Genomic DNA, 22,986 nt, shown 5'->3' on the forward strand with positions numbered 1-22,986 from the left:
CTACAGGCTCGACAGAACGATGGGGATGGCGGCGATGATAGATAAAGTAAGGGGCTGAGTAAATCAGCCATATGCGAAAGTCAGGTTAATGTGTCTCCTGGAAGAGTTGCTTTGACCTCTTCCAGGAGCCTGCAAAAGACTTAAGCTGTCGCTAAGCGTCTGTTTTTTACCAGCTTCTTACGGATTCGTTCCTGTTTAAGGCGAGACAAGTAATCCACAAACAGTTTGCCGTTCAGGTGGTCCAGTTCATGTTGAACACAGACCGCAGGCAGAGCATCCAGATCTTTTGAGTATTCGTTGCCATCTCTGTCCAGTGCAGTCAGGCGAATCTGAGCCGGGCGATCCAGCAGCTCAAAGAATCCGGGGACAGACAGGCAGCCTTCAGACAGGTCGGTCAGCTCATCGGTCAACGGCTCAAACGATGGGTTGATCAAAACCAGTGGCTCAGAACCATCGTCGGAAAAGTCCATCACTACAATTCGCAGATGGATATCGACCTGAGTGGCAGCCAGACCAACACCCTTGGAGTCGTACATGGTTTCCAGCATGTCGTCCACGATTTTACGAATATCGTCGTTTACTTCAGCCACTGGCTCAGCAATGGTGCGAAGTCTTTCGTCAGGGTATTGGAGGATTTCCAGAAGCGCCATTCAAATTCTCAAGCTTATTGTCTGTAAAAATTCAGCTTTAGCTACGTGAACTCAAAGCTGTTTTGTCCGATTAAAAATTAATTTTAAATTTCTTTTAGGTATATAGGTAGTTTTAAGTGCGAACGTTCCATTTTCAAGTGTTTTATTTTTAAAATCGTGATTGATTCAAGTAACGATATCTGTGTTTAAAGCGGTGATATGGGGATAAATGATTAGATTGACGTGTATTTACAAAGCAAAGAGGTCATTCGAAATAGATAGGACAAAGCAATGGGTTTCGAATACTACGGCCGCTTAAGCTTTGGCCAGGACTTTGTCGCTTCCAGAACAGCAGTAATGTCACAGTGTTCCGGCCCTCCGGCATGGCGAATTAATGTATAGGCCAAGTGGCAGGCTGACTGTTTTGGGTAGCCTTTTTTCATCAGTGATCTCACGATCATGCGGCTTACCTGGTGCTGAATAAAAAGGCGGGCTTTGTGCTGTTTATGGTAATGAGACTCTGTATACACAGGCCTGTCGGTGACCCATTGAATGAAACTGGCTTTCTGATCTTTCATGCGAATCATCATTTTTTTAATGATCCGGGCTGAAATTTTTCTGGAGTACCCTTTTTTTTCCAGTTCATCCGATGCCCACTGGAATATCTGCCGGTTGGATTCTGACTGTTGAATGGGATGGTTTCTTTCTGAAGTGATTTCCATGATTTTGCCAGTGCCTGATGACTAAGACTGATATCGGCAGGCATAATTTAATCTTTCTTACTGTTCTCCTTCAGGCAATCAGCCGTCTTTCATGATTTTCTCAAAGTTCCAGGGTAGGCAAAAATCAAGTAGTTGGATAGTGTACAGGTTTGGTCAGGGAGTACAGAAAGGTGGTGGCTGGTCGAGAACAATAATTGATCAGTCTTATCCCTGATGAGGCGACAAAGCAGCCTGGAGCCCAAAAGAAATAGAGGATAAGTCACAATTCTGTGGGTGGATTCTCTTCATGTTGAAGAGTTGGATTGCTCCAAGACAGGGCCAGTTGGTAAACTGCTGGAATAAAACCAACAACAAGCGCAAGGGATCGGGAACCAATGAGAAGCATAGTACTGGGCGTTCTTCTGCTCTGTCTGTCGTCAGTAGGGATCGCTTACGAGAGTCCGATCAAGTCTGATTCTCCCCAGGATTACCTGGTAAAGAAAGGGGATACACTCTGGGAAATTTCCAATCGTTTCCTGAAAAGCCCATGGCTTTGGCCTGAAATCTGGCACGCCAACCCCCAGATCCATAACCCCCATCTGATTTTCCCCGGCGATCTGGTTAGCCTGGTTTACATCGATGGTCGTCCAAGACTGACTATTGTTCGTCGTGGTGAAAGTGGCAGAACCATCAAGCTCAGCCCCAAGGTGAGAACCTTACCTGCTGAATCGGCTATTCCTGCAATTCCACTCAGTGCTATTGACGCTTTTCTCAAGAACAGTCGGGTTTTTGCCTCCAAGCAGGAGCTGAATGGAGCTCCCTATGTATTTGCTTCCAGACAAGAGCGAATCATTACCGGTGCTGGAGACAAGGTTTACGCCCGTGGACGGATCGGATCTCTGGATAAGAATCTGGATATTCTTCGTGCCGGAGAAGTTCTGACGGATCCTGACAGCGGTGAGATGCTTGGCATTATTGGTCATGAAGTCGCAGATGCCTCTCTGCAGAAAGTGGATAATGGTATTGCCAGCCTGAGTATCAAAGCCAGTCAGCAGGAAGTCAGACCTGGTGACAAAGTAGTGCCAGCAGACTCTTTCAGTCTTCAAACCACCTTTTTCCCCAGAGCACCCGATGCTCCTGTGGAAGGAAAAATTGTTTCAGTGGTTGAAGGCGTACAGAAAGTCGGTCAGTTCAACAGCGTGATTGTTAATCGTGGTATCCGCGAAGGTCTGCGCCAGGGCGATATTCTCAATGCCTATAAGAATCTGATGGTCAAAGATCAGGTGAGTGGTGAAATGATCAAGCTTCCTCCTGAAAAGGCCGGCATGATCATGATTTATCGTCCTTTTGAAAAAGTAAGCTATGGTATTGTGCTGACTGCCTATGAAGAAATAGGTGTAGGAGATACTCTGAAAAGCCCTTGAGGTTCAATGACTCAGCAAACCTGTGATTCCAACTGGCAGCAGCTACGAAAATGGCTGCTGCTTTCGTTTCAGCCCGGTCTCGGTGCTGTACGGTTTAATGCGCTGATTCGAGAGTTTGGTTCAGCAGACGCTATCCTGTCTGCTTCTTATCATGCGCTCAGAGCAGGGCTGCCGGAAAAGCTGGCAGCGCAATTATCATCCAATCCTGAGACTCCGGAGATTGTTGATCGGTTGAACTATTGCCGACAATGGCTGGAATCCAGTAAAGCTCATCATATTATTACCCTTCAATCTTCGCAGTATCCTGTTGCTCTCAAAGAATTAAGTGACCCCCCTCCCCTGCTTTATGTGGTCGGTAATATTGATTTATTAAATGAACCTCAGCTGGCAGTCGTTGGCAGTCGCAGGCCAACTCCTCAGGCTCGGCGTCTAGCTCAGGAGTTAGCCAGAGATCTTTCCAGAAAAGGATTGATTATCACCAGTGGCATGGCTTTGGGTATTGATGCAGCCGCTCATCAGGGGGTGTTGGGCAGTTATGGCAGTACGATAGCCGTACTGGGAACCGGAGTAGATGTCATTTACCCCAGAAGTCATGGTGATCTCTACCAGGCTATAGCCATGCAAGGGGCTGTCGTCAGTGAGTTTCCGTTGGGAACGACGCCCAACCCCGGGAATTTTCCAAGAAGAAATCGCATCATCAGTGGTTTGTCATCAGGCGTATTGGTGGTTGAAGCTGCACTGAACAGTGGTTCTCTCATTTCGGCCAGGCTAGCTGCAGAGCAAGGACGTGAGGTATTTGCGGTACCGGGGTCGGTTTTAAATCCTCTCAGTCGGGGCTGCCATAAACTGATTCGGGAAGGTGCAGTGCTGGTGGAGTCGGCAGAGGATATTCTCATTGAGCTGCAAAACTATCTCAGACCTTTTGTGGAATCTTCAGACGAACCTGAGACAATCAGCTCCGACTTATCTGGCGTGCAGAGAGTCATTCTGGAGAGCCTGAATGGTGAAGCTGTCAGTGTGGACCTGATCTGTCAGATATCGGGACTTTCGTTTGATGAAGTCTCTGTCATTCTGACTGAAATGGAGCTGGAGGGTTTTATCGAATCGGTTCCAGGCGGTTATACCAGAACAGGGTGACGCATTTTTGCGCAAAAAATAATCATTTACCTTCTTCTTCAAAGATTATTACAAGATTTTTTAATGCTTATTCGCTCAATCGTACAAGTCTTCTTATAATCTATCCGAATCATCTACCAAGAATCACACGGCTTACAGGAGTTTGAGATGGAAGTCGGCATTATTATGGGGTCGAAGTCAGACTGGCCAACGATGAAACTGGCGGCAGAAATGCTGGATCGGTTTGGGGTCAGCTATGAAACCAAAGTTGTTTCAGCACACCGGACTCCCCAGCTGTTGGCGGACTATGCCACAAGTGCAAAAGAGCGAGGTCTCAAGGTCATTATTGCAGGTGCGGGTGGCGCAGCCCATCTGCCTGGCATGGCTGCAGCATTTACCAGTTTGCCTGTTTTGGGGGTACCGGTTCAGTCTAAAGCTCTGAAAGGTATGGATTCATTGCTGTCCATTGCTCAGATGCCCAAGGGAATTGCTGTGGGTACTCTGGCTATTGGCGAAGCCGGTGCCGCTAATGCGGGTATTCTGGCGGCACAGATCATCGGGACGCACGATGAATCGGTCATGGCTAAAGTAGAAGCTTTCCGTAAAGAGCAAACCGACACTGTTTTGGCTAATCCCAATCCGGCTGAGGATTAATCTGATGCATGTTTTAGTGCTGGGGGCAGGCCAGTTGGCTCGAATGATGTCACTGGCTGGTGCACCACTGAACATTAAAATCTCTGCGTATGATGTTGGCAGCGAATCAGTGGTCCATCCTCTGACTCAAATAAAAATGAGTGGCGATTTGGAATCGGCTATCAGGCAAGCCGATGTCATTACCGCAGAGTTTGAGCACATTCCTCTTGATATTCTGGCTATCTGTGAGAAGAGCGGCAAGTTCCTCCCTTCTACAGAAGCTATAAAGTCTGGCGGCGATCGGCGTATCGAGAAAAAATTGCTGGACGATGCGGGCGTAAAAAACGCCAGATATTGTGTCATTCATTCTTATGAAGATTTTCAGAAAGCGATTGAGCTTGTGGGTGTCCCCATGGTGCTCAAGAGTGCACTGGGCGGCTATGACGGCAAAGGTCAGTGGCGTTTAAAAGAAGCTGATCAGGCTGATGCTATCTGGGCAGAAATGGCTGAATGCATCAGTGCTACTGAAAATCAGGCTATTGTGGCCGAAGAGTTTGTACCTTTTGGTCGTGAAGTCTCTCTGGTTGGAGCCCGAAGTAAGGATGGAGCCTTAGCAGTCTATCCGCTGGCAGAAAATGTACACACTAACGGGGTGTTGAGTCTTTCTACTGCAATTACCGATCAGGCATTGCAGGAGCAGGCAAAACAGATGTTCAGTGCGGTCGCTGAGAGTCTGGATTATGTCGGTGTATTGGCACTGGAGTTCTTTGATGTGAATGGCCATTTACTGGTCAATGAGATTGCTCCAAGAGTGCACAACTCCGGGCACTGGACCCAGCAAGGCTCTGAAATCTGCCAGTTTGAAAATCATCTGCGTGCTATCTGTGGAATGCCTCTGGGCAGTACCCGACTTATCCGTGAAACCACCATGATCAACATCCTGGGTGAAGACTCTCTTCCAGAAGCGGTGATGGCGATGGAGGGATGTCATATTCACTGGTACGGCAAAGATAAGCGATCCGGCCGAAAGATGGGCCACATCAATGTGTGTGGCGAGAGCACTGACAGTGTGCAGAGTAAGCTCTGTGCTCTGGCAAAGGTGCTCGATCAAGTGGCTTACCCTGCACTGCATGAGTTTGCTGAGAAGTCATCGATAAAGACTTGAGTCATTCTTTTGGAGCCTGACCGAGGATAGCGCTCGAGCATAAAATTCAGTAGAACGAGTCAGCTTTTTCGTTGGATTTGTGCGAATAGTTGATCTATTTAAGCAAATTCAACGGATAAGATGGCCGCTCTTTCTGGATTTCAGGCCGAGCTGTCTATTCTTGGTCAGGCTCCTTCTAGCGGCGGTTACACAGCCTTGCTAGAATCCGCTACTCGCTGATCAAGTTGATGAAACTCTATGTCTAAAGTTCAGGCTGTTATCGAACAGGGCGGTGTCATAGCCTACCCTACGGAAGCGGTCTGGGGGCTCGGATGTGACCCCTGGAATCGGGAAGCTGTTTATCAGGTGCTGGATATCAAGCATCGCCCTGTTGAAAAAGGGTTGATACTGGTAGCTTCATCTCAGCAGCAGATTGCACCCCTGCTTTCCGGTTTGACCGAGACTCAGCTTGAAACCCTGTCAGCCAGCTGGCCAGGACCTTATACCTGGCTGCTGCCTGATCCTGACAAATGGACGCCGGACTGGGTTCGTGGAAAATTCGACACGGTAGCGGTCAGGATCAGTGCCCACCCAGTGGTTAAAATGCTCTGTGAACAGGCAGGGCATCCGCTGGTATCTACTTCTGCCAATCGAGCAGGAGAACCTCCTTTGATGACAGAGCAGCAGGTTCAGGAACAGATGGGAAACCAGGTGTCACTGATTGTTTCCGGTGAAACAGGCCCACAGGCTGAACCCTCTGAAATTCGTGATCTTCAGACAGGACAAGTGATACGAGCTGGTTGATCCCAGCTCTGTTAAACTTGCCTTCTTTTTTATCCAGCCAGCCCAGGGAATATTATGGTGACCGACGCCCATACTGGAAAATCCAATCATCCAGCAAACAGCAGCGAACCGGTAGACAGCCATGAACAGGTAGAGCGAGTCAGGCAATACCTGTTGTCATTGCAGGACGCTATCTGTAACGCCCTGGAAAAAGAAGACGGTGATACTGTTTTTCGTGAAGAATCCTGGGAATACCATGGTGGCGGTGGTGGCCGTGCCCGGGTGATCGAAGGCGGTTCGTTGTTTGAAAAAGGTGGCGTTAACTTCTCTTATGTGAAAGGCGATAAACTGCCTCCTTCTGCCACAGCCAAGAGGCCAGAGCTGGAAGGGCGCAGTTTTCAGGCCATGGGTGTTTCTCTGGTAATTCATCCGAGAAACCCTTTTGTTCCCACTTCCCATGCCAATGTTCGTTTGCTGATTGCTGAGAAAGAAGGTGCTGATCCGGTCTGGTGGTTTGGTGGTGGCTATGACCTGACACCTTATTATGGGTTTGAAGAAGACTGTAAACACTGGCATCAGGTCGCCAAGTCAGCCTGCGAGCCTTTTGGTGAAGAAGTTTACCCCCGCTACAAGAAGTGGTGTGACGATTACTTCTTCCTGAAACATCGGAATGAGCCTCGCGGTATAGGTGGTTTGTTTTACGATGATCTGAACGAATGGCCATTTGAGCGGTGCTTCGAGTTTATGCAGAGTGTAGGTAATAGCTATATTGAAGCCTACCTGCCTATTGTCCAGAAACGTAAAGGCACTGAGTACACTGAACAGAATCGTTATTTTCAGGAGTACCGACGTGGCCGTTATGTTGAATTTAATCTGGTTTACGACCGTGGCACATTATTCGGTCTGCAATCCGGTGGGCGCACCGAGTCTATCCTGATGTCTCTGCCTCCTGTTGTACGCTGGGATTACAATTGGCACCCGGAAGATGGGACAGAAGAAGCCCGTCTGTACAATGAATTCCTGAAACCCAGAGAGTGGTTCTAATAAGATAGGAAAAAGAATGGCTATACCTGTTGATCATTACGCTGTGATGGGAAATCCCATTGAACACAGCAAGTCGCCCAGAATTCATGCCATGTTTGCAGAGTCCGTCGGACATAAGCTGAGCTATAACACTCAGCTGGTTCCGGTGAATGACTTTGAAGAAGCGGTAACACGCTTCTTTGATAATGGAGGCTACCTTGGTTTGAGTGTGACCGTGCCTTTCAAAGAACAGGCCTGGACGTTATCCGTTGTTCGGACGGCAAGAGCTGAGAAAGCAGGTGCAGTCAACACCCTCTGGATGGATGAGCAAGGTGATCTGAACGGTGACAATACCGATGGCCTGGGGCTGGTTCAGGATCTGGCGGTTAACAACGGTGTTTCAATCAAAGGGGCTCGGGTCTTGATTCTGGGGGCTGGTGGAGCGGTACGAGGTGTTCTGGAACCTATCCTTTCGCAGGAACCATCTGAGCTGGTGATTGCCAATCGTACTGTCAGCAAGGCCGAGACGCTGGCCGGTCTGTTTCCAGAGAAACCTGTGAAAGCTTGTGGTTTTTCTGAGTTGGAAGGAAGCTTTGATATTATCATCAACGGCACATCCGCCAGTTTGCACGGAGACCTACCTCCTGTTCCTGTCACAGTGATTGCATCTGCGACCTGCTGCTACGACATGATGTATTCAGCCTCTCATACCGTATTCAATCAGTGGGCGTTGGATCATGGTGCTGGAAAAGTCATAGATGGTCTGGGTATGCTGGTAGAACAAGCTGCAGAGCAGTTTGCGATCTGGAGAGGTGTTCGTCCTGAGACTACTCCTGTTCTTGAAATGCTTAGAAAAGAGCTCCCTGGTAGCTGAAGTACTTGGAAATCTCAGGGCTCTTTCTGAAAGAGCTCTGAGTGTAAGGGCGAACCATCGGTGTCAGGCTCAAGATTCTGCTATTTTCCTTGTTGTTTAACGATTTAAAATGAACATTCAGGGAACGGTTCTTCAACACCGGAAGACAGATTCAATATTATGATAGAGCAGCCAAACTCCTTGCCCGTACTAGATCTGCAAAAAGGTGATCTCCTGTTTCAACTTCGAAAAGGGGGCGAACTGGAGTGGATCATCAGCAGACTGTTTGCCGGATACAACGGTATGGCCCTGAATCATGTCGCCATTGCTACGGGTAGAGAGGAGCTGGTTGAAGCGGTCATGCCAAAGGTTCAGAAGATAGCCCTGACTCAATTTATCGATAAGTCTGTCTGTGATGGGCTGGGTCGTCCCTGTATTCTGGTAGCTCGCCTAAAGTCACCTTGGCAATCGCTGGTTGATGATGCGTTAGCCTTCACAGACGATCAATTGCATATTCGTTATAACAGTGACTTTTCTCCAGACAGTCAGGCTCACTCAGATATCAGAAGCCGAGCCTGGTATTGCAGTGCTCTGGTTCTGGAAGCTTTTCGCAAAGCTAATGAGGGAGAGCCTATCTTTCCGGAAACACCCATGGGATTTCGTGATCTGGAAACCGGAGAAATATTCCCCTATTGGACAGAGTTTTATCAGAAGATGGGTCAACCTGTTCCTGAAGGTCAGCCGGGTTCTCACCCTGCCCTGCTCTCATGTTCAGATAAACTGGATGTCATCAGAGTGATGGGGCAGCTGCCAGCCAGACAAGCTGCAAATGAGCAGCTTGCCTGAATGGGAATAATATCAGGTGGTTTTAGATTTGGACGCCTGTAAATAAAGCATCTCAAGTGCAATGGTGGCGCCTGCTAGAGCCGTAATATCGGCGTGATCGTATGCAGGGGCTACTTCAACTACATCCATCCCGACAATATCCAGCCCTTGAAGACCTCGCAGTAGATGCAAAGCTCTATCAGAGGTTAACCCCCCACAGACCGGTGTTCCGGTGCCTGGCGCATAAGCTGGATCGAGACAGTCGATATCAAAGGTCAGATAAATACGACGATCACCTACTGTGTCACGAATTTTTTCGACGATCTCTGCCACAGGAGCACTGTTCACGTAACTGGCATCCAGAACATTGAACGGTGTGTTCTTGTGGTCGTAAGTCGTCCGAATACCAATCTGGGTTGAAGCAGAGGCATCGATCAGCCCTTCAATTTGGGCGTGATGGAACATGGTGCCATGGTCGAACTTTCCGCCCAGATCATAGTCATCGGTATGGGCATCAAAATGAACCAGTGCCAGAGGGCCATAATGCTTGGCGTGTGCTCTCAACAAAGGCAGACTGATAAAGTGATCCCCCCCCAATGTCAGCATTCGCTTGCCAGCAGATAACAGTTGATCAGCATGCTGGAAAAGGGTATCGCTCATATCCTGGGCGTTACCGCATTCAAACACCAGATCGCCGCAGTCCGCTACAGAGAGATGATCCTTCAGATTGAAGAACCAGGGCCAGCGTTTGCCTTCCCAGGCCAGGTTCACAGAAGCCTTGCGAATGGCTTCCGGACCAAAGCGACTGCCACTGCGACCGGTAGTGGCGAGATCAAAAGGAATACCGGTAATGATCAGGTCAGCGCTGGACTGAGCAGGATCAAAATCCAGAGGCTGTCGCAGAAAGCCGAAGGCGTTAGCGTAGAGGGAATGGTCTTCCCTTTTTGTCAGCGTAGTCATGATCTTATCCTGTCAGTTCCACGGCTTGTACCGAGCGCTGCTCTTTGTGCTGATAATGATTGAAACTCATATCATAACCACACTTGAGAGGCAGAAGGCACTCTGTCAGACAACTGAATTCACCATTTTCACGCAGAGGTGCAGGTGCATTAAAGCCAATCAGGTCCCAGCTGCCCGGGCGAAGCGCTTCCAGAAGCTTTTCCAGAATAGCCGTATCTTCCAGATTCAGGTTGGTTTCAAAGCTCACATAAGAGCTTTCTTCCTGAGGTGTGATATGGAAAGTGGCATAGCGGTCTCCCTTAATGGCATTCAGGGAGTATCCGAACGGCTCAAATAACCAGTCGCTCAGTTCAAAGCCGGGCAGAATCTCGTCCAGTCTTAGCAGTTTGCGTATACCTTCAATGGTTTGCCCTTCGCCGCGCAAGTACTGAGCACCTTCACCTTTGATGTGGTACATCAATAATTCGCTGGTTTGATCATTGGCTGCAGGTTGATAAGGGCGATCCAGATGGAAGATATAATTATGGTGGCTGTCCAGACTACCGAGAAGGAATGCCGTTCCCTTGAGCTCAGACTGAATCCGATCCATATCTTCCTGAAAAGAAGTTTTCTGCAGATGTGACTGGTATTCATTCTTGCGTTGGAAACTGGCAAACAGAATATGTTCGTCGGCTACGTGTTCCAGAAAATACAGAAAGGCATCGGCCAGAGTTGTGGTTCCGCAGGTCAGCATCAGAAAGCGGTCTTCCCAGACAAACAGACTGGACTCGGACAGCAGGTAGGCATCGCAATAGTCATTGCTCAGGGTTGTAAGAATTTCCGCTTGAGCTTTGGCTACTACTCCTGACCAGAATTCTTTACCCCGGCTACGCAGGGAGCCTGCTTCAGCCGCTGTAATGACTTCCACTTTTTTTTCAGAGCCTTCGAAGAACATCACAGCTCATTTCCTCCCAGGTGTTCAAGGTAGGTGTAGCCCTTCAGGCCCGCTTCCAGCTCTTCCAACACAGAGGCTCGGCTGGATTCTGGCAGGTACTCTTCCACCAGTTTTTGATAAGTTTGCAGGAAGCTTTCCGGTTTCAGATTCACGTATTTCAGAACATCTTCTACGGTATCGCCAGGCTGAAAATCAAACATTTCAATCAACCCGAGATCTGTGACACGCACAGATACCGTATCAGTGTCGCCAAATAGGTTGTGCATATCGCCAAGAATTTCCTGATAAGCGCCCACCAGGAAAATTCCGATCATATAAGGTTTGTCCGGGTGCCACTCAGGTACCGGTAGAGTGGTTTCTATGCCTTGACCCTCAACATACTGATCAATGGTGCCATCGGAATCACAAGTAATATCCAGCATAACCGCGCGTTTTTCCGGTGGACGGTTCAGACCAGACAGTGGCAGTACCGGGAATACCTGATCAATACCCCAGGCATCAGGCAGAGACTGAAACAGTGAGAAGTTGACGTAAAATTTATCGGCCAGCTTTTCGCTCAGCTCATCAATCAGAGGCCTGTGAGAACGATTTTTGTGAGACAGTCTCTTGGACAGTTCGAAGCAGATTCGCAGGTTGATGCATTCTGCCCAGGCTCTCTGCTCCAGGTCCAGTAAGCCCATTCCAAACTGGGTATGAGCTTCTGAAAGGTCACTCTGGGTGTCATGGAACAGTTCTACCAGTGCTCGTTGTTCAACACCTTTGACCAGATCTTTCCAGGAGTGCCACATATTATGCAACAGCTGTGGTGAGTCTTTGCTCGGTGCAACAGGCTCTTCTGGCTCATAGCTTTCAACACCCACGACGTCGGTGATCAGAACCGCATGGTGCGCTGTCAGATTTCTACCGGATTCGGAAATGATTCTTGGAACCGGAATTTTCTGCTCTGCACAGAGGTCTCCCAAGGTATAGACGATGTTGTTCGCATATTCCTGAAGACTGTAGTTCATGGAACAGGTGCTCTGGCTACGAGTACCTTCGTAGTCCACAGCCAGGCCGCCACCTACGTCCAGGCAATGGATAGGTGCACCCAGGCGATACAGCTCCGCGTACACTCTTGCACACTCACTAATGCCCTTGCGGATATCGCGAATATTCGACATCTGGGAACCCAGATGGAAATGAAGCAGCTGTAGACAGTCGATATTATTGCTGTCTTTGAGCCGCTTGATAACGTTCAGCACTTGGCTGGCAGAAAGACCAAACTTGGATTTTTCTCCACCACTGGCCTGCCACTTCCCTTTTCCCTGGGAAGCGAGGCGTACACGGAGGCCAAGTCTTGGGGTAACACCTAACTCTTTGGCCTCTTTCAGAATCATTTCAAGTTCGGTGATCTTTTCCAGAACGATATAGACCTGATGCCCGAGTTTTTCACCGATCAGCGCCAGACGAATGTATTCCCTGTCTTTGTAACCGTTGCAAACAATTACAGAGCTGGCTCGGCTCGCCATGGCCATTACAGCAAGCAACTCGGGCTTACTGCCACACTCAAGACCCAGTTGGCGATCCTGTCTGGCAGCCTGACTTTCCAGAATTTCTTCAACGACGGCTCGCTGTTGATTCACCTTGATGGGATAAACCGCCAGGTAATCGTTGCGGTATCCGTATTCACCAATGGCCTGATTAAAGGCATCACAAAGCGTATTTACCCGGTCATGCAGAATTTCTGGAAAACGGACCAGTATTGGCAGAGAAGCCCCTTTTCGAACCAGCTGGGCCGCAATATTATTCAGGCTGACAGCGGGCCTGCCTTTAGGCAGATAAACGACAGCACCATTGTCATTGATGTCGAAATAACCTTGGCTCCAATAGCGGGCATTGTAGGTGGAGCGAGATTCTTCCACGCTCCATCCGCTTTCGATGGGATCTTCTGGTGAGCCTTTAGCGCCTGAAAAGCTGGGTATTACTGGATTAGTCATTGACCTTCTGTATCGCCTGTTCTACGTATCTGGGCAGAGCAAAAGCTGCCTTGTGGATAGCGGGAGAGTAGTAACGGGTTTCGATACCGCAAGCATTGAATCGCTCCGTTACCGTTTCCAGAGACACATTGCGGGCCTCAGGGTTATCTGAACCCCAGGCAAAGGTCATGATTCCACCCACATAAGTCGGTACTGCGGCACTGTAGAAGTAGCAGTCTTCCATATAGTGGCCAAGACGGCGGGTGGTGGTTTCTACTTCATCCAGTTGCATGAAGCAGACGCCGTTTTGAGCTACAAAAATACCGCCTTCTTTCAGTAGACGTTTGCAACCTGCGTAGAAGTCAGAGGAAAACAGAACTTCACCGGGACCAATCGGGTCTGTGCAGTCAGAAATGATGACGTCAAAACGGCTGTCCGGTGTTTTTTTACTGTCGCTGACAAAGTTGATACCGTCGTCGATCACCAGATGGGTGCGAGGATCTTCATAAGCGCCTGCAGAGTGGTTAGGTAACCACTTTTTGCACATATCGACCACGGCGCCATCGATTTCTACCATGGTGACGTGCTCAACATTCTGGTGCTTCAGCACTTCACGCAGAATGCCACCGTCACCGCCACCGATAATCAGCACACGCTTGGCGTTGCCGTGAGTCAGAATAGGCACATGAGTCATCATTTCGTGATAGATGAACTCGTCTTTTTCAGTCGTTTGTATAACACCATCCAGTGCCATCATACGACCAAACATTTTGTTGTTGAAAATGACCAGATGCTGATGTTCGGTTTTCTGCTCAAACAGCATTTCATCCACCGAAAAGCTCTGGCCGTAGCCATCATAAAGGGTCTCAAGGTATGTGTTGTCTTTCAGCATGATGCCTTTCCTTCTAAAACCGACCTTCCATAACGGGAAGATCCAACCAGCCAGTTGCCAGGACAGGATATAAAGAGTCTGGAAATGATAACCAGCAGTGATCAGAAACCTTTTATAAAGGTGATTCACTCTGGCGGGAGGCTCGACCCCTGATTACATTCAGGAACAGATATACAGAATCCAGGTGCCCGGAGGGAGAGAATGATGTGCTGAGGCCAAAGGGCTGGCAGCAGAGTGGCATAGACAGTTTTACGCTATTGGCATTTGTCAATGTTGTGCTCCTAAATCTGTATATACCGTGTGTCTATTGTGGCGGACAATGCCGCCCAGTCAGCACACGGTTCAGGCCTTGAGAACCATATGTTCCTCAGTTCTTGGGTCGTTTTCAGCCCGATATTGTCTACAGGGAAGATCATTCGGGCGAGCGTATTTGAGTGCGCGAATTAAACCCTCGAAATGCCCAGATGACAACCCCTGAAGCAGAATTAATCAGGATCATTCAGAGGTGCACTACGGGTTCGCAGTTTTTGAGTCTTGATGGTCTGGAAAGTTCATTAACACTGCGTCTGGAAGACTGGGAAAGTGATAGAAGGAGGACGCTCATCTGCCGGTAGACAGATGAGCTGATGATCAGGCCTTGGGACAGGCGGCAAAATGCTGATCGCCGACATCCATCAGGTAGGGGCGGTTTTGAGCACAGCTGGCTTCTGCTATTGGACAACGGGTTCTGAAAACACAGCCACTGGGCGGACTGATGGGAGATGGCAGCTCGCCTTCCAGCAGTTCGATTACCTTGGCTTTTTCCAGTTCAGGGTCAGGAATAGGAACCGCTGAAAGAAGAGCCTTTGTATAGGGATGACGTGGGTCATCGTACATAGGTTCAGCTTTAGCCGTTTCTACTTCATTACCCAGATACATGACCAATACCCGGTCACTGATATGTTTCACCACACTCAGGTCGTGGGCAATGAAAATCAGTGACAATCCCATTTCTTGCTGGAGTTCTTTCAGCAGGTTGACCACCTGAGCCTGGATAGACACATCCAGAGCACTCACGGGTTCATCACAAATCACCAGTTTGGGCTTGAGAATCAATGCCCGGGCAATACCAATACGCTGACACTGACCACCAGAAAACTCATGGGGATAACGGTTGATGACGTTGGGCAATAAGCCTACTTTGGCCATCATTTCACGAACCTTGGAAAGTACCTCGTCTTTCGACAGCTCTGGATAATAGTTGCGTAGAGGCTCGGCAATAATATCGCCTACGGTCATTCTCGGATTCAATGACGCCAGCGGATCCTGAAAGATCATCTGGATATCTTTCCGGATATTTCTCATGGCCTTTTCCGACAGCCCGGCAATGTTGCCATCCTGCCAGAGGATTTCACCTTCAGTAGCCTTTACCAGGCCAATGATGGAACGGGCCAGGGTGGACTTTCCGCAGCCGGATTCACCCACTACACCGAGAGTTTCTCCTTCGTATAGATCAAAGCTGACACCGTCAACGGCTTTTAATACCGGGGACTTTTCCCAGGGCCAGCTTCTGGCTTTGTGGATAGGGAAGTGTACCTTGATGTCACGCACTTTCAGAATAGGCTGAGGGCTTTCTATAGCTGGCTGAGGGCTCATGCTGCATCCTCCCTGATGTTGTCTGGTGTCCAGAAACAGGCTTTTTGACGAGCGTTACCGAAGTTTTCCAGAGGCGGAGCTTCCTGACGGCAACGTTGCATGACATGAGGGCAGCGTTCCTGGAAAGGACAGCCCTGTGGCAAATTAAGCAAGTTGGGAGGGTTGCCCGGGATGGTAGGCAGTATCTCGCCTCCCGTGTCCAGGCGAGGAATAGCCTCAAGCAAACCTCGGGAGTATGGATGACGAGGATCATAAAAGACCTCGTTGGTGGTGCCATATTCCATGGTACGACCCGCGTACATGACCAATACTTTGTCACAGATACCGGCGACGACACCCAGGTCGTGGGTGATCATTATGATGGCCGTGTTGAACTCACTTTTCAGTTCATTCAGCAACTCCATAATCTGGGCCTGAACGGTTACGTCCAGAGCCGTCGTTGGCTCATCTGCAATCAGCAATTTGGGACGGCACAACAAAGCCATAGCGATCATAACCCGCTGGCGCATGCCCCCTGAAAATTCATGGGGATACATGTTCATCCGCTTACGGGCTTCTGGCATTTTAACCGCATCCAGCATCTTTACAGATTCTTCAAAGGCTTCTTTTTTACTCATACCTTTGTGCAGCTGCAGAACTTCCATCAGCTGAGGCCCTACTTTCATATAGGGGTTCAGTGAGGTCATGGGGTCCTGGAAGATCATGGAGACCTGCTCTGCCCGGATACGATTCAGCTCGTTTTCACTCAGGCCCAGAATATCCTGGCCTTCAAACTTGGCTGACCCCTCAATGATGCCATTTTTTGCCAGCAGCCCCATGAGAGCAAAAGCCGTCTGACTTTTACCCGAGCCGGACTCTCCTACCAGGCCCAGTGTTTCACCGGCCCTCAGAGAGAAAGTCATATTGTTTACTGCAGTGACATCCCCGTCGGGTGTCGTAAATTTAACCCGAAGGTTATCTACATCTAAAAGATTCATATGGCCTCCGGATTAGCGATCTTTGGGGTCGAGTGCATCACGCAGCCCGTCACCAATAAAGTTGAAACAGAATAGAGTGACCACCAGGAAGGACGTCGGGAACGCCAGTTGCCATATGGCCACTTCCATGGAGGTCGCACCTTCATTCACAAGTGCACCCCAGCTGGTCATGGGTTCCTGTACACCCAGCCCCAGGAAGCTCAGGAATGATTCAAACAGAATCATGCCCGGTACCAGCAGAGAGGCATAAACGACAACGATACCCAGCAAGTTTGGGATCAGGTGGCGGAAAACAATCTGGGTAGAGCTGGCGCCACTGATCACAGCCGCTTCGATAAATTCTTTACTTTTCAGACTCAGAGTCTGGCCTCTAACGATACGAGCCATATCCAGCCAGGAGACCGCTCCAATGGCGATAAAAATCAGCAGGATGGAACGTCCGAAGAAAGTGATCATCAGAATGACCAGAAACATAAAAGGGAAAGACTGAAGAATTTCCAGCGCTCGCATCATAAGGTTATCAACGCGACCACCCAGAAAGCCTGCCATGGAACCATAGATCGTTCCGATGATGACAGCAACCAGTGCACCCAGTGCTCCTACCATGAAAGAGATACGACCACCTTCAAGGGTACGGACAAAGAGATCCCGGCCCAGGTGATCTGTACCAAAGAAATGGCCGGTTTCCATAGAAGGCGGTGCAGCCATGTTAGCCCAGTCAATTTCATCGTAAGTAAACTGACTGACCATAGGGCCAAATACAATCAGCAAGGTCACTGCTACCAGAACGACCATGCTGGCGACAGCTGCCTTATTACTCAGGAAGCGTCGACGGGCATCTGCCCAGAGGCTACGTCCTTCAATCTCCAATCGTTCGTTGGAAAGCTGGTCAGAGAAATTCTCCACAGCCTTGTGGCTTTCTTCTTTCACCATTTTATTCACAGTGCCTGTTTTTAACGAGATCGACGCCATGATTTAACTCCCTACCCTGATTTTTGGATCGATCAGCCCATAAAGGATATCGACGACAGCGGTGAACAGGATGGTCAGTGATCCAATGATGATAGTCAGTCCCAGTACCAGGGAGTAGTCCCTGTTCAGAGCACCGTTAACAAAGTGCTGGCCAATGCCGGGCAGGCCAAACACTGTTTCAATAACAACGGAGCCAGTGATAATGCCTACGAATGCCGGGCCAAGATAAGAAACAACGGGCAGCAGCGCAGGCTTCAGGGCGTGTTTGAAAATAATGTGTCGTCTTGGCAGCCCCTTGGCCCGAGCAGTACGGATAAAGTTACTGTTCAGAGTTTCAATCATACTGGAGCGCATGATACGGGCGACGGCGGCTACATAAAGTATGGCCATGGCGGCAACAGGAAGCACCATGTTCTGCCAGCTGCCATCGTTCCAGCCACCCGCAGGCAGCCATTTCAGGCTGATGGAAAAAATCAGCACCATCAGCGGAGCAATAACAAAGGAAGGAAGTACAACACCGACCATAGAGAAGGTCATAACGGTGTAGTCGATCCAGGAATTCTGTCTCAAGGCTGCCAGAGTTCCAAGGCCAACGCCCATTAAAACAGTGACAAGAAATGCCAGCGAGCCAATAGTAATAGAAACAGGAAAACTCTGGGCAACCAGTTCGTTAACTGTGTAGTCCTTGTACTTGAAAGACGGTCCCAGATCGCCCTGCAGAAGGTCTTTCAGGTAATAGGCAAATTGTTGCCAGAGTGGCTTGTCGAGGTGATATTTGGCTTCCAGGTTGGCCAGAATTTCCGGTGGCATATTGAAATCACCGGTAAAAGGGCTGCCTGGCGCCATTTGCATGAGAAAGAACGACAACAGAACGAGAATGAACAGTGTCGGAATGGCAACGCCAATGCGTTTGAGAATAAAAGTAAACATAGGTACACCGTTAATTAGATGTGTCCCCTCAACAACTCGTTCCCAGGCTTCAGCATGGGAATGCATAACCCTATAAAGTCAGGTTCTGCACTATCGAAGTTCAGTATGGGTTCCCATGCAGGAGCATGGGAACCAGGGGCTTTCTACACCAGAGGGATTAATGCTTCTTGATAAACAGATCTCTGGTGTAAACGTTGTCCTCAACATTGCTCATCGGGTAACCGCCTACGTAAGGTTTAACCAGTCGACTGGTGACGTATTGATAGATAGGAGCTACAGGCATCTCGTCAGCCAGAATCTTTTCGGCTTCAGTGTAAAGATGAGAGCGCTCTTCATCGCTGGTCACAACTCTGGATTCGGACATCAGCTTGTCGTACATCTGGTTAACAAACTGGGAATCATTCTGGCCATGAGTTGAAGTGTTCAGGTCCAGCATGGTGGAGGCTTCATTGTAGTCGCCAATCCAGCCAGCACGAGCCACATCGAACTTGCCGTCGTTACGGGAATCGAGGAAAGTTTTCCATTCCTGATTGACCAGAGTGACCTTCACACCCAGAGGCTTCCACATTTGAGCGATGGCGATAGCTACTTTCTTGTGGGCTTCATCCGTGTTGTACAGCAGGTCAAATTTCAGAGGCTTGTCTGGGCCGTAACCCGCTTCAGACAGAAGACGCTTGGCTTCAGCGTTACGTTCACCCTGAGTCATTTTGCTGTAGTCAGTGGTAGGAGGTACGAAGCCACTGACGGTTTCTGGAGTGAAGGTATAAGCAGGCTTTTCACCCTGACCTTTAACGTATTTGCTGATGGCGTCACGGTTGATGGCATAAGACAGAGCTTTACGAACGCGTGCATCATCAAACGGTTTACGTTTGGTGTTGAAGGTATAGTAGTAGGTACCCAGATAAGGTGTCACTTTCACTTCATTCGGGATTTGCTTCTTCAGCGATTTGAAGTGCTCAACTGGAATGAGATTAGTCATATCCACCTCATCAGCCTTATAGCGATTCAATTCTGAAGTAGTGCTGACGATAGGCAGATAGGTCACTTTATTGATGACTGTTTCCTTGTCGTTCCAGTAGTTGCTATTACGCTCCAGAACGATTTTTTCGTTAACACGCCAATCAGCCAGTTTGTAAGCACCGTTGGAGACCATGTTGCCTGGACGGGTCCAGTGGTCACCAAACTTTTCAACAATTTTCTGTGGTACCGGGAAGGTGGTCTGGTGAGCCAGCATCTTGATGAAATAAGGAACAGGCTTTTCCAGAGTGACCTGGAAAGTTTTGTCATCAATCGCTTTTACGCCCAGGCTATCAGCAGGCTTTTTGCCTTTGACAATGGCAGAAGCGTTTACGATGGTTGGGATTTCCATGAACCAGGCATAACGGGAAGCCGTTTCAGGATCCACTGCGCGCTGAAAAGCGAAAACGAAATCACCGGCTGTTACCGGGTCTCCGTTGGACCACTGAGCGGTGTCACGAATTTTAAATGTAAATACTTTATTGTCTTCAGAGACAGTCCAGCTTTCAGCCTGACCTGGGATAGTGTTGCCGTCTGCGTCTTGGGTAACCAGACCTTCAAAGAGATCTTTGGTTACGCTGGAGCCAGGAACGCCCTCTACTTTCTGGGGATCGATGGAAGCGGGCTCTGCACCGTTGCCGCGAACCAGCTCCTGGGCTTGTGCCAGTTGTGTACCTGCTGGAACAATCGCAGCGTTTGCGTTGGTGACGGCCATGATGCTGGCTGCCAGTGTCAAAGCCGGAATGCCGGCAAGCTTCAGAGCCTTGAATGGCTTCTTCATATTGTTATCCCCTTCATTCGATGACCGGCCTGTTAGCGGTCAACGCATAATTCTGGTTGGAGTTATGGTCATGGGCGGGAGCTGCTGGGAGCCTGATCGAGAATAGGGTTCGAGCGATCTATTCTTGGTCGAGCTCCTTTGTCTGGCAGATCTGCCAGTGCAAGACGAGTAATACACGATCCTGTGCATTGCCGCTTTATCACACCCTGTTTGATGATCTAAACCTGAGTAAAAAATCATGACCAGGGACTGCTTATATTTATTGTACGCTTGTCGTCAATTCCGCCGGGTACTGCCTGATCCCGAATGTAAATCCTGAATACGGAAGTCTTCACCGTTCACTGCTATAAAATCTTCGGATTCTTTGTTTTTGATAAGGAAAAACCGAATCGCAATGAGCGGGTCACTGAATATAACTAAAAGTTGTTATAAGGATCAAGAAGGTTTTTGAACAAAAGTACGTAAAGCCCGCATCGTCCGAACAGGTTAACTCTTTGAAAACGTTATAAAAACAGGTAAATCAGCTGATTTATTTCTAGAGGGTAGTGATGGGCGCTATTGGGCGATATGAGGCAGCTTGTTTATGCTGGTGAAGTTATAACGGTTATTTGGGCTTTTTGGCGATAAGTATTTCTTATGCAAGATATAGGTTGTGACTTATTTTGCAGGTTGTACTTTTGGAGGCTGCCATGTAACAGCCTCCAAATAGACGAGACTCAGCCCAGATAGTTGGCGATGCCGTCCATAAACATCTGCACGGAAAGCATGACCAGGATCATCCCCATCAGACGCTCAATCGCAAATACACCACGGTTACCCAATACTCTCATGAATTGGCCTGAGCAAAGCAGGATAGCTGCAGAAGTACCCCAGGCAATCAGCAGTGCTGTAACCAGTTTACTCTGCTCACCCGGATGCTGATTACCCAGTAGAATCAAGGTGGCCAGAATGGATGGGCCTGCAATCAGAGGCGTAGCCAGAGGAACAATAAAAGGCTCACCATCGGGGGTATCACCCATAATACCGCCACCACGACTGGGAGGGAAAATCATCTTGATTGCGATAATAAACAGGATTATCGCCCCGGCAATACTGACGGCTTCCTGTCTCAGATGCAGAGTGCGTAGCATGGCATCACCCAGAAACAGGAAGATCACCAGAATCAGCAGAGCAATCAGCATCTCTCGCATCAGGATTTTGGCCCGACGTCTGGGAGGAACCGTTTTAAGAACAGAGATAAATATGGGCATATTGCCGAGCGGATCCATAATTAGGAACAGCAATATGGCTGTGGAGTAGATTTCCATCAGTGCAGCTCAGACTCGAAAAATTAGAATTTAAAGGATTGAGCGGGCTTATATCATCTGATCTTTAAAAAACCAATTGAGACTTATTCTTCAGTATACGAGGCACCACCTATTTACCAGGAAGCAAAGTGTGATGATATGGGCGTGGGGAGATGCCTGATTGCAAAGTGTTTCAGATAACGAAGTTTTTCTGGGCAACTAACAATGCCAGCCTGGCCTGTTTGTCTTTAACGTATCCTGAGCTTTGTTCGGCGGTTTGAGCGCTGAGATTCTCATGAAACTTCTCAGCCTGTTTTTCAGCATTGTAAATTTCTTGATTATCCAGCTGGCTGTCAGCCACCCAATTGGTTTGGGTCTGGTGGGTAGCGGAAGTGTCGATGGGTTTGATGGCATTACTCATTATTAAACTCCCAAAATCATCTACTGATCTTGGAAGACTAGGTCTGGAGATCCCGAATGTCTGTAATACTATCGTTTTATATTCTTTAATTTTATAAAAAATACTTTTCTAATTCTATTTGGTGTTAATAAAGAAACTGAATTACGCATATTAATAATGTGCAGAAACCACTGGTTAGGATTTGTCTTGAAATAACTTCCCGATAAAAATAGAACGTCCGTTCACTCTGAGCCTGTCGAAGGTTGGCGGCTATGGGCTTTGACAGGCTCAGCCCAAACGGGGGCTGGTCAAATAAGGAAGTTATTTACGGACTATTCCTTAGGGCCTGTTGATATTTTGTTTTGCGGCTCAGTGTTTTTTGAGTCACCTTCCCCAAACCCTGAGCGCGAAAACAAAATCACAAAAGCTTCTAACCCGGAAATTTCATAAATTGGAATGGCTTTATGAATTTTCAGGATTCAGTGTCAGGTATTCGTCTTTCAGTTTCACGTAGTTGCCTGCACCATAGGAAAAGAAGGCCTTTTCTTTTTCACTGACCGGGCGAACTTTCTGGGCTGGGTTGCCTTTGTAAACATACCCACTTTCCAGTCGTTTACCTGGAGGAACCAGACAGCCTGCTGCAACAATCACTTCCTCCTCGACAATGGCTCCATCCATCACGACCGCTCCAATACCTATCAAACAGCGATTGTGAATGGTGCAGCCATGCAAAGTAACCTTGTGGCCGACAGTGACTTCATCACCAATGATCAGGGGGTAACCGTCAGGATTAAAAGAGCTGGCATGGGTGATATGCAGGACAGAACCATCCTGTATACTGGTGCGTGAGCCGATACGTATGCGGTGCATATCTCCTCGAACAACCGCCATAGGCCATACTGAGCTGTCTTCTCCAATCTCTACGTCACCCAGTACCAGAGCGGTTTCATCAACAAATACTCGGTCACCCAGTTTTGGGGTATGGCCCCTGAAGGCTCTGATGGAACGGCTACTCATAGTGTCAATCGCTCTGTTCTTTGTTGTCTGGCCAGGAGATCAAAGGCTTCTGTAGATGAGCCCTGTTTAAAAGGACTCCATAGCTTTCTGGTCACCCGG

The 22,986-nt window shown here is 48.6% G+C and carries 22 protein-coding genes; 8 read left to right on the plus strand and 14 right to left on the minus strand.

Going from position 1 to position 22,986, the window contains the following annotated elements:
* Positions 1-140 precede the first annotated feature (140 nt).
* Complete coding sequence (def, locus tag GZ78_RS20680; protein WP_034840300.1) at positions 141-650, minus strand: peptide deformylase; 510 nt, start codon at positions 648-650, stop codon at positions 141-143.
* A gap of 284 nt (positions 651-934) precedes the next feature.
* Positions 935-1,351 carry a hypothetical protein gene (locus tag GZ78_RS20685; RefSeq protein WP_034840302.1) on the minus strand — a complete coding sequence of 139 codons (417 nt, stop codon included), beginning with the start codon at positions 1,349-1,351 and terminating at the stop codon, positions 935-937.
* Positions 1,352-1,725: 374 nt separating this feature from the next.
* Between GZ78_RS20685 and GZ78_RS20690 the strand changes: the two genes are divergently transcribed.
* From GZ78_RS20690 to GZ78_RS20725, 8 genes are all read left to right on the plus strand, one after another.
* Positions 1,726-2,754, plus strand: a complete 1,029-nt coding sequence (locus tag GZ78_RS20690) for a LysM peptidoglycan-binding domain-containing protein (RefSeq protein WP_034840305.1) — start codon at positions 1,726-1,728, stop codon at positions 2,752-2,754.
* Positions 2,755-2,760: 6 nt separating this feature from the next.
* Positions 2,761-3,891: a DNA-processing protein DprA gene (gene dprA, locus GZ78_RS20695; RefSeq protein WP_051786387.1), complete on the plus strand. Its 1,131-nt coding sequence runs from the start codon at positions 2,761-2,763 to the stop codon at positions 3,889-3,891.
* 147 nt (positions 3,892-4,038) lie between these two features.
* Positions 4,039-4,524: a 5-(carboxyamino)imidazole ribonucleotide mutase gene (gene purE, locus GZ78_RS20700; protein ID WP_034840308.1), complete on the plus strand. Its 486-nt coding sequence runs from the start codon at positions 4,039-4,041 to the stop codon at positions 4,522-4,524.
* Positions 4,525-4,528: 4 nt separating this feature from the next.
* A complete protein-coding gene (locus GZ78_RS20705) occupies positions 4,529-5,668 on the plus strand; it encodes a 5-(carboxyamino)imidazole ribonucleotide synthase (RefSeq protein ID WP_034840311.1) in 1,140 nt (379 codons plus the stop codon).
* Positions 5,669-5,905: 237 nt separating this feature from the next.
* A complete protein-coding gene (locus tag GZ78_RS20710; protein ID WP_034840314.1) occupies positions 5,906-6,451 on the plus strand; it encodes an L-threonylcarbamoyladenylate synthase in 546 nt (181 codons plus the stop codon).
* Between the two features lie 54 nt (positions 6,452-6,505).
* The gene (gene hemF / locus GZ78_RS20715) at positions 6,506-7,474 is read left to right on the plus strand and encodes an oxygen-dependent coproporphyrinogen oxidase (protein ID WP_081869965.1); all 969 of its coding nucleotides are present in this window, start codon (positions 6,506-6,508) and stop codon (positions 7,472-7,474) included.
* A 16-nt stretch (positions 7,475-7,490) separates the two neighbouring features.
* Positions 7,491-8,327 (plus strand): shikimate dehydrogenase, encoded by an 837-nt coding sequence (aroE, locus tag GZ78_RS20720; RefSeq protein ID WP_034840317.1) that lies wholly within the window; start codon positions 7,491-7,493, stop codon positions 8,325-8,327.
* 180 nt (positions 8,328-8,507) lie between these two features.
* Positions 8,508-9,152 (plus strand): YiiX/YebB-like N1pC/P60 family cysteine hydrolase, encoded by a 645-nt coding sequence (locus GZ78_RS20725; protein WP_161787447.1) that lies wholly within the window; start codon positions 8,508-8,510, stop codon positions 9,150-9,152.
* Between the two features lie 12 nt (positions 9,153-9,164).
* On the opposite strand, the gene speB is transcribed toward GZ78_RS20725, so the two are convergent.
* The 12 genes from speB to GZ78_RS20785 all read right to left on the minus strand — a co-directional run bounded on the left by speB (position 9,165) and on the right by GZ78_RS20785 (position 22,887).
* Positions 9,165-10,091 carry an agmatinase gene (gene speB / locus GZ78_RS20730; protein ID WP_034840320.1) on the minus strand — a complete coding sequence of 309 codons (927 nt, stop codon included), beginning with the start codon at positions 10,089-10,091 and terminating at the stop codon, positions 9,165-9,167.
* 4 nt (positions 10,092-10,095) lie between these two features.
* Positions 10,096-11,025, minus strand: coding sequence for an adenosylmethionine decarboxylase (locus GZ78_RS20735; RefSeq protein WP_034840321.1), 930 nt, complete (start codon positions 11,023-11,025; stop codon positions 10,096-10,098).
* Positions 11,025-13,001, minus strand: coding sequence for a biosynthetic arginine decarboxylase (speA, locus tag GZ78_RS20740; RefSeq protein WP_081869966.1), 1,977 nt, complete (start codon positions 12,999-13,001; stop codon positions 11,025-11,027). The genes GZ78_RS20735 and speA overlap by 1 nt, the downstream gene beginning before the upstream one ends.
* A complete protein-coding gene (speE, locus tag GZ78_RS20745) occupies positions 12,994-13,872 on the minus strand; it encodes a polyamine aminopropyltransferase (RefSeq protein WP_034840579.1) in 879 nt (292 codons plus the stop codon). The genes speA and speE overlap by 8 nt, the downstream gene beginning before the upstream one ends.
* 630 nt (positions 13,873-14,502) lie before the next feature.
* Positions 14,503-15,507, minus strand: coding sequence for a murein tripeptide/oligopeptide ABC transporter ATP binding protein OppF (oppF, locus tag GZ78_RS20750; protein WP_034840322.1), 1,005 nt, complete (start codon positions 15,505-15,507; stop codon positions 14,503-14,505).
* A complete protein-coding gene (gene oppD, locus GZ78_RS20755; protein WP_051786388.1) occupies positions 15,504-16,484 on the minus strand; it encodes an ABC transporter ATP-binding protein in 981 nt (326 codons plus the stop codon). Before oppD ends, oppF begins: the two co-directional genes overlap by 4 nt.
* A 12-nt stretch (positions 16,485-16,496) precedes the next feature.
* Complete coding sequence (oppC, locus tag GZ78_RS20760) at positions 16,497-17,417, minus strand: oligopeptide ABC transporter permease OppC (protein WP_034840323.1); 921 nt, start codon at positions 17,415-17,417, stop codon at positions 16,497-16,499.
* A 42-nt stretch (positions 17,418-17,459) separates the two neighbouring features.
* Positions 17,460-18,386 carry an oligopeptide ABC transporter permease OppB gene (gene oppB / locus GZ78_RS20765; protein WP_034840584.1) on the minus strand — a complete coding sequence of 309 codons (927 nt, stop codon included), beginning with the start codon at positions 18,384-18,386 and terminating at the stop codon, positions 17,460-17,462.
* 157 nt (positions 18,387-18,543) lie between these two features.
* Positions 18,544-20,184, minus strand: a complete 1,641-nt coding sequence (locus GZ78_RS20770) for an ABC transporter substrate-binding protein (protein ID WP_051786389.1) — start codon at positions 20,182-20,184, stop codon at positions 18,544-18,546.
* A 716-nt stretch (positions 20,185-20,900) separates the two neighbouring features.
* The gene (locus GZ78_RS20775) at positions 20,901-21,491 is read right to left on the minus strand and encodes a YhgN family NAAT transporter (protein WP_407919814.1); all 591 of its coding nucleotides are present in this window, start codon (positions 21,489-21,491) and stop codon (positions 20,901-20,903) included.
* Between the two features lie 172 nt (positions 21,492-21,663).
* Entirely contained in the window at positions 21,664-21,891 is a 228-nt protein-coding gene (locus GZ78_RS20780) for a hypothetical protein (protein ID WP_034840330.1), read from the minus strand.
* Positions 21,892-22,332: 441 nt separating this feature from the next.
* Positions 22,333-22,887: a gamma carbonic anhydrase family protein gene (locus tag GZ78_RS20785; RefSeq protein WP_034840335.1), complete on the minus strand. Its 555-nt coding sequence runs from the start codon at positions 22,885-22,887 to the stop codon at positions 22,333-22,335.
* Positions 22,888-22,986 lie beyond the last annotated feature (99 nt).

The sequence above is a fragment of the Endozoicomonas numazuensis genome, assembly GCF_000722635.1.
Lineage (GTDB): Bacteria > Pseudomonadota > Gammaproteobacteria > Pseudomonadales > Endozoicomonadaceae > Endozoicomonas_A > Endozoicomonas_A numazuensis.